We start from the raw sequence: 6,341 nt of genomic DNA, 5'->3' as shown, positions 1-6,341 counted from the left end.
AGCGTTCAGTGCTTTTTTTATGCGTTTTAAATTTGATACATATATAATAGAAAGAAAAAAATATTACGACATAAATAATTTTTATGTCTACTATTTTCTTTATTCGTAAAGAGTTTGCTCTAATAAAGCGTAATCATTGCAAAGCTATGATGATTGAGAATACTTTGAATACTCTTTCTTTTTCTGGAATCTTGACATATCCCCCCTTAGGTTGTTAATCTTACAATTAATATATTTTCAAACAGGAGGAGTTATTAAAAATGTGGGAAACGAAATTTGCCAAAGAAGGCTTAACATTCGATGATGTATTATTAGTACCAGCACATTCAGAGGTATTACCGAAAGAAGTAGATTTAGGTGTTCAGTTAACATCGAAGATTAAATTAAACATTCCATTAATCAGTGCAGGTATGGATACAGTTACAGAAGCATCAATGGCGATTGCAATGGCACGACAAGGCGGCTTAGGTATCATTCATAAAAACATGTCTGTTGAGGAACAAGCTGATCACGTCGAACGCGTAAAACGCTCAGAAAATGGTGTCATTACGAACCCATTCTTTTTAACACCTTCTCATCAAGTATTTGATGCAGAACACTTAATGGGTAAATATAAAATCTCAGGTGTTCCAATCGTTAATAACAAAGAAGAATTAAAATTGGTTGGTATTATTACAAACCGTGACTTACGTTACATTTCTGATTACTCATTACAAATTGCTGACGTGATGACGAAAGAAGACTTAATCACAGCTCCTGTAGGTACAACTTTAGATGAAGCTGAAAAAATTCTTCAACAACACAAAATCGAAAAATTACCTTTAGTTGATAATGACGGCATTTTAAAAGGCTTAATTACAATTAAAGATATCGAAAAAGTAATCGAATATCCGAAAGCAGCAAAAGATGAATTCGGTCGTTTACTAGTAGGTGCTGCAGTTGGCGTTACGAAAGATGCTGTAACCCGCATCGAAAAATTAGTAGAAGCTCAAGTTGACGTCATCGTTATCGATACAGCACATGGCCACTCAGCTGGTGTTATCAACTCAGTAAAAGCAATTCGCGATAAATTCCCAGACTTAGCAATCATCGCTGGTAACGTAGCAACTGCGGAAGGTGCAGCTGCATTATTCGACGTCGGCGTAGACGTTGTTAAAGTTGGTATCGGACCTGGTTCTATTTGTACAACACGTGTTGTTGCTGGTGTTGGTGTTCCACAAATTACAGCTGTTTACGATTGTGCGACAGTTGCTCGTGAACGTGGTAAGGCAATCATCGCAGATGGCGGTATTAAATACTCAGGCGATATCGTAAAAGCATTAGCCGCTGGTGGTAACGCTGTAATGTTAGGTTCATTACTTGCAGGTACTTCTGAAGCACCTGGTGAAACAGAAATCTTCCAAGGTCGTCGCTTCAAAGTTTACCGCGGTATGGGTTCTTTAGGCGCTATGGAAAAAGGTTCAAAAGACCGCTACTTCCAAGAAGATGCTAAAAAATTAGTCCCAGAAGGTATTGAAGGTCGTCTTCCTTACAAAGGACCTTTAGCTGATACAGTATACCAACTTGTTGGTGGTATCCGTGCAGGTATGGGTTACTGCGGTGCGAAAGATTTAGAATATCTTCGCGACAACGCTCAATTCGTACGTATGACTGGTGCAGGTCTTCGTGAATCTCACCCACATGATGTACAAATTACAAAAGAAGCGCCAAACTACTCAATCTAATGAAAAACTTCAAAGCCTCTGCTTCATTGCAGGGGCTTTTTTTCATAGAGAAACGAGTAGTCTATGTATGATAAAATAATGAAGATAAAAATAGATGGAGGGTATAGCGTGAAAAAACTGTGGATCACGACATCGGTACGCGTCCTTTTAGCGATCGTACTGTTTGTCAGTATGCTAGAAGTAAGCGTCACTAAAGCGAGCGCTGCATCGAACGAACCGAAAGTGCTTGCGAAAGCAGCTATCATCATTGATGCAGATAGCGGCAAAATTTTATACGAAAAAAATGCAAATAAAGCGCTCGGCATCGCGAGCATGTCTAAAATGATGACCGAATATATTCTGCTAGACAAAATTAAAGCAGGGGATATTTCATGGGATGATAAATACAACGTATCGAAATATGCGTTTAAAATTTCACATGATACAGCATTAAGTAATGTAGCGCTTCGTGAAGATGGCGTATACACAGTGAAAGAGCTGTACGAAGCAATGGCCATTTATTCAGCGAATGCTGCAACGATCGCATTAGCAGAAGTCGTTGCTGGTTCAGAAAAGAAATTTTTACCGATGATGGACAAAAAGGCAAAAGAACTTGGCTTAAAAAATTATAAGTTTTATAATGCGACAGGCTTAAACAACTCACAACTACACAATATGCATCCGAAAGGCACACCGAAAAAAGGTGAAAATAAAATGCCTGCAAAATACGTTGCGACGTTAGCGTATCATTTATTAAAAGATCATCCTGATGTATTAGATACAGCGAGTATTTTGAAAAAGACGTTTGCGAAAGGTACGAAAGATGCCATTCCGATGGAAAACTGGAACTACATGTTAAAGGGTGGCAAGTTTGAGTATGAAGGCGTGGACGGTTTAAAAACAGGTTCTACTGATTATGCAGGTCAATGTTTTGCAGCAACAGCAAAACGCGGCGATCAACGTTTTATTACGATCGTGATGGATGCACGTGAGAAAAACGGCGATAGTACATATAAAGCACGTTTTGATGCGACAGCAGTATTACTCGATTATGCATTTGAAAACTTTGAAACGAAAACGATTTTAGCTGAAAATGCGACGTTTAAAGAAAATAAAACGATTAACGTGAAAAACGGTAAAGAAAAAACAGTCGGCATTCAAGCGACGACACCAATTTCATTAATGGTGAATAAAATAGACGACAACGTCAAAACAGAAGTTGTGTTAGAACACGAATCAATTTCTGCACCTGTGAAAAAAGGAACAGTTGTTGGTCACGTAGAAATTACGGGTGATGAGTACGGTTATGTCGTACCGACAACGTTAACTTCTGATATTGTCACAACGAAAGCTGTCGCAGAGCGCGGCTGGTTATCGAAAGGCTTTACAGGTATCGGCGATTTCTTTAAAAACACATGGAACGAAGTATTTTAACGAAAAAGGAGGCACATCAAGTGCTTCCTTTTTGTATGCCCCAAAGTTTAAATAACGTATCAATAGCACGCGCAATTTCGTCTTCTGCAAAACCGCCGAATCCGAGCAATAAATGTTGATCGTAGCGACTATCGTGCGTCAGCATATATCGAGAGAGTGGTGAAATACGAATATGATGTGCTTTCGCAACGTCGCTTAATGCTTTTGCATTTAACGAATGTCGCACGATTAAATCAACGTGCATGCCAGCTTGTTCGCCGGCAATATTGACGTGTTCATAATGAGCAATTGCATCCGTTAATCGTTCTAACTTTTTACGATAAATTTTACGCATGCGATTTAAATGTTTTGAAAAATGGCCGTCTCGCATAAATTGCGCTAAAATCGATTGCTCAAATCGCGGTACGGTACACGTGTAGTATGTAAACAATTCATGATAGCGGGCGAGCAACGTTTTCGGTAATACGAAATACGCGATTCGTAATGACGGCATGAGCGATTTTGAAAACGTACTTAAATAAATGACGCGCTCTTGGTGGTCCATGCTTTGAAGCGACGGAATTGGTTTTCCGATATAACGAAACTCACTATCGTAATCGTCTTCGATAATGTAGCGGTTCGCTTCGGCACTTGCCCATTGAAGCAATTGTATCCGTCGAGGTGCGGATAAAATCGCGCCGGTCGGGAATTGATGTGAGGGCGTGACGTAGGCGATATTAGCAGCGCTCTGTTTCAACATGTCGATATCTATCCCATCGTCGTCAACGCGAATTGGAACGCTTCGTTCGCCGTATTGCTCAATGATATGGTGCGTCATTTGATATCCCGGATTTTCGAGTGCATATACATGACCGTTGCCGAGTATTTGCATAATCATCGGAATGAGTTGCTCAGTACCAGAACCGATGACAATTTGTGCAGGAGAACAATGAACACCACGCGACTGGTATAAGTAATGAGCGATTTCTTCACGAAGGGCATATTCACCTTGTGCAGCGCCTGACAATAATAGCGATTGCTTCTGCTCGTCGATAACATCTTTTGCATAGCGACGCCAAGCGGTAAATGGAAAGGCAGCTGTGTCGATGCGACTTGGACTAAAGTCGATGTCGTAATGCGGTGCGTCTTGTTGCACTTCTAGTGGAGCGGCCGTTTTATCCACGTATGGTAACGTGGCAATATCTTCGACGAAAAAGCCGATTCGTGGTTTTGACATAATGTAGCCTTCTGCAAGTAACTGGCCGTAAGCGAGCTCAATCGTCGTTTGGCTCAACATTAAAAACTCCGCTAATTTGCGTTTTGACGGCAGTTTCGTCTGTACCGGAATCGAGCCATCGATAATATTCGTTTTAATTGCTTCGTACAATTGTTCATAAAGTGGCACGGTTGCCTCTTTATCTAACTCGAACATAAGCATATCCATCTCACTCTCTCCTTTCGAACGTCTAAACTACTGCTAATGATACACAGGCGTAATTATTTCGTCAAAAGAGTATCTTTATCGTACTTGCATCACTTGAAAATGTGTTGTAAAGTAGGGGTAACTTAACATTTAACACGATGATAGGAAGTAGTAACGAATCCGTTTTTTTATAGAGAGTCGACGGCTGGTGGAAGTCGATAAAAACGCTCGCGAATCCGTCCTGGAGTTGCCCTATTGAAACCAGCAGTAGGTAGGGCCGGCATCCTAGCCGTTATGAAACAAGTGGAGTAGGCATCAGTCTGCTCAATTAGGGTGGCAACGCGGGTATGCTCTCGTCCCTTTCATGGGGATGGGAGCATTTTTTTGTACGCCTACATCGATCAATTGACTGGAGGAGAAACGAATGTTAGACATTAAACGCGTCCGCGCAAACCTTGCGGAAGTAAAAGAAAAATTAGCGCACCGTAACGAAGAACTTGGTACATTTGAACACTTTGAAGAATGGGATCAAAAACGTCGTGATTTAATCGCGAAAACAGAAGAATTAAAAGCAGAACGCAACAAAGCAACTGAAGCAATCGCTGTGAAAAAACGTGCGAAAGAAGATGCACAAGACGATATTTTAAAAATGCGTGAATTAAGCGCTGAAATTAAAACGTTAGATGCAGAACTTACAGATATCGAAGAAAAATTCCAAGATATGATGATGCGTCTACCAAACATTCCACACGAATCAGTACCTGTAGGTGATACAGAAGATGATAACGTTGAAGAATACACTTGGGGTAACGTACCAACATTTGATTTCGAAGCAAAAGCACACTGGGACATCGCAACAGATCTAGGTATTATCGATTTCGAACGCGCTGCAAAAGTAACAGGCTCACGTTTCGTCTTTTACCGTGGTTTAGGTGCTCGTCTAGAACGTGCGCTTTGGAACTTCATGATGGACTTACACGCTGATGAACACGGTTACGAAGAAATGTTACCACCATACATGGCAAACCGTGCAAGCTTAACAGGTACAGGTCAACTTCCTAAATTCGAAGAAGATGCATTTTTAGTCGAAAAAGAAGATTACTTCCTAATCCCAACAGCTGAAGTGCCTGTAACAAACTACTACCGCGATGAAATTTTATCAGCGGATATGTTACCACAAGCGTTCACTGCTTTCTCTGCATGTTTCCGTTCAGAAGCAGGTTCTGCCGGCCGTGATACACGTGGTTTAATCCGTCAACACCAATTCAACAAAGTTGAATTAGTACGTTTCGTAAAACCAGAAGACTCTTACGAACAACTTGAATTATTAACTTCTCACGCTGAATCAGTACTACAAAAACTTGGTTTACCATACCGTAAATTAAAAATGTGTACAGCTGACTTAGGCTTTACTGCTGCGAAAAAATACGATTTAGAAGTATGGATTCCAGCACAAGATAAATACCGCGAAATTTCTTCATGCTCAAACTTTGAAGATTTCCAAGCACGTCGCGCAGGCATTCGCTTCCGTCGTGATAAAAACGCAAAACCAGAATACGTACACACATTAAACGGTTCAGGTCTTGCAATCGGTCGTACAGTGGCAGCAATTCTTGAAAACTACCAACAAGCTGACGGCTCTGTAAAAATTCCAGAAGCACTTGTTCCTTACATGGGCGGCGTGACTGAAATTAAAGCAAAATAATGCATGTAAAAAAAGAGGCTGGGACATAAGTGTAAAAACGCCATCTCAAATGAGCATAAAAAAACCGGAATCGCGCTCTGGCGCGGTTCCGGTTTTT

4 protein-coding genes and 1 other annotated feature are annotated in these 6,341 nt (G+C 40.8%); of the genes, 3 read left to right on the top strand and 1 reads right to left on the bottom strand.

Features of this window, described 5'->3' with window-relative positions:
* Positions 1–260: 260 nt before the first annotated feature.
* Positions 261–1,724, top strand: coding sequence for an IMP dehydrogenase (gene guaB, locus KMHG_RS16670; RefSeq protein ID WP_010291292.1), 1,464 nt, complete (start codon positions 261–263; stop codon positions 1,722–1,724).
* Between the two features lie 108 nt (positions 1,725–1,832).
* Positions 1,833–3,137, top strand: coding sequence for a D-alanyl-D-alanine carboxypeptidase family protein (locus tag KMHG_RS16665; protein WP_010291289.1), 1,305 nt, complete (start codon positions 1,833–1,835; stop codon positions 3,135–3,137).
* A 16-nt stretch (positions 3,138–3,153) separates the two neighbouring features.
* Here KMHG_RS16665 and pdxR read toward each other — a convergent pair whose 3' ends face one another.
* Positions 3,154–4,560, bottom strand: a complete 1,407-nt coding sequence (gene pdxR, locus KMHG_RS16660; protein WP_010291285.1) for a MocR-like pyridoxine biosynthesis transcription factor PdxR — start codon at positions 4,558–4,560, stop codon at positions 3,154–3,156.
* A gap of 128 nt (positions 4,561–4,688) precedes the next feature.
* Positions 4,689–4,903: a binding site (T-box leader), on the top strand.
* A 60-nt stretch (positions 4,904–4,963) separates the two neighbouring features.
* Between pdxR and serS the strand changes: the two genes are divergently transcribed.
* The gene (gene serS, locus KMHG_RS16655) at positions 4,964–6,244 is read left to right on the top strand and encodes a serine--tRNA ligase (protein WP_010291282.1); all 1,281 of its coding nucleotides are present in this window, start codon (positions 4,964–4,966) and stop codon (positions 6,242–6,244) included.
* Positions 6,245–6,341 lie beyond the last annotated feature (97 nt).

Origin of the sequence: Kurthia massiliensis, from assembly GCF_000285555.1 — a bacterium.
Taxonomy (GTDB): domain Bacteria; phylum Bacillota; class Bacilli; order Bacillales_A; family Planococcaceae; genus Kurthia; species Kurthia massiliensis.
This window is presented reverse-complemented; position numbering and strand designations above follow the sequence as displayed.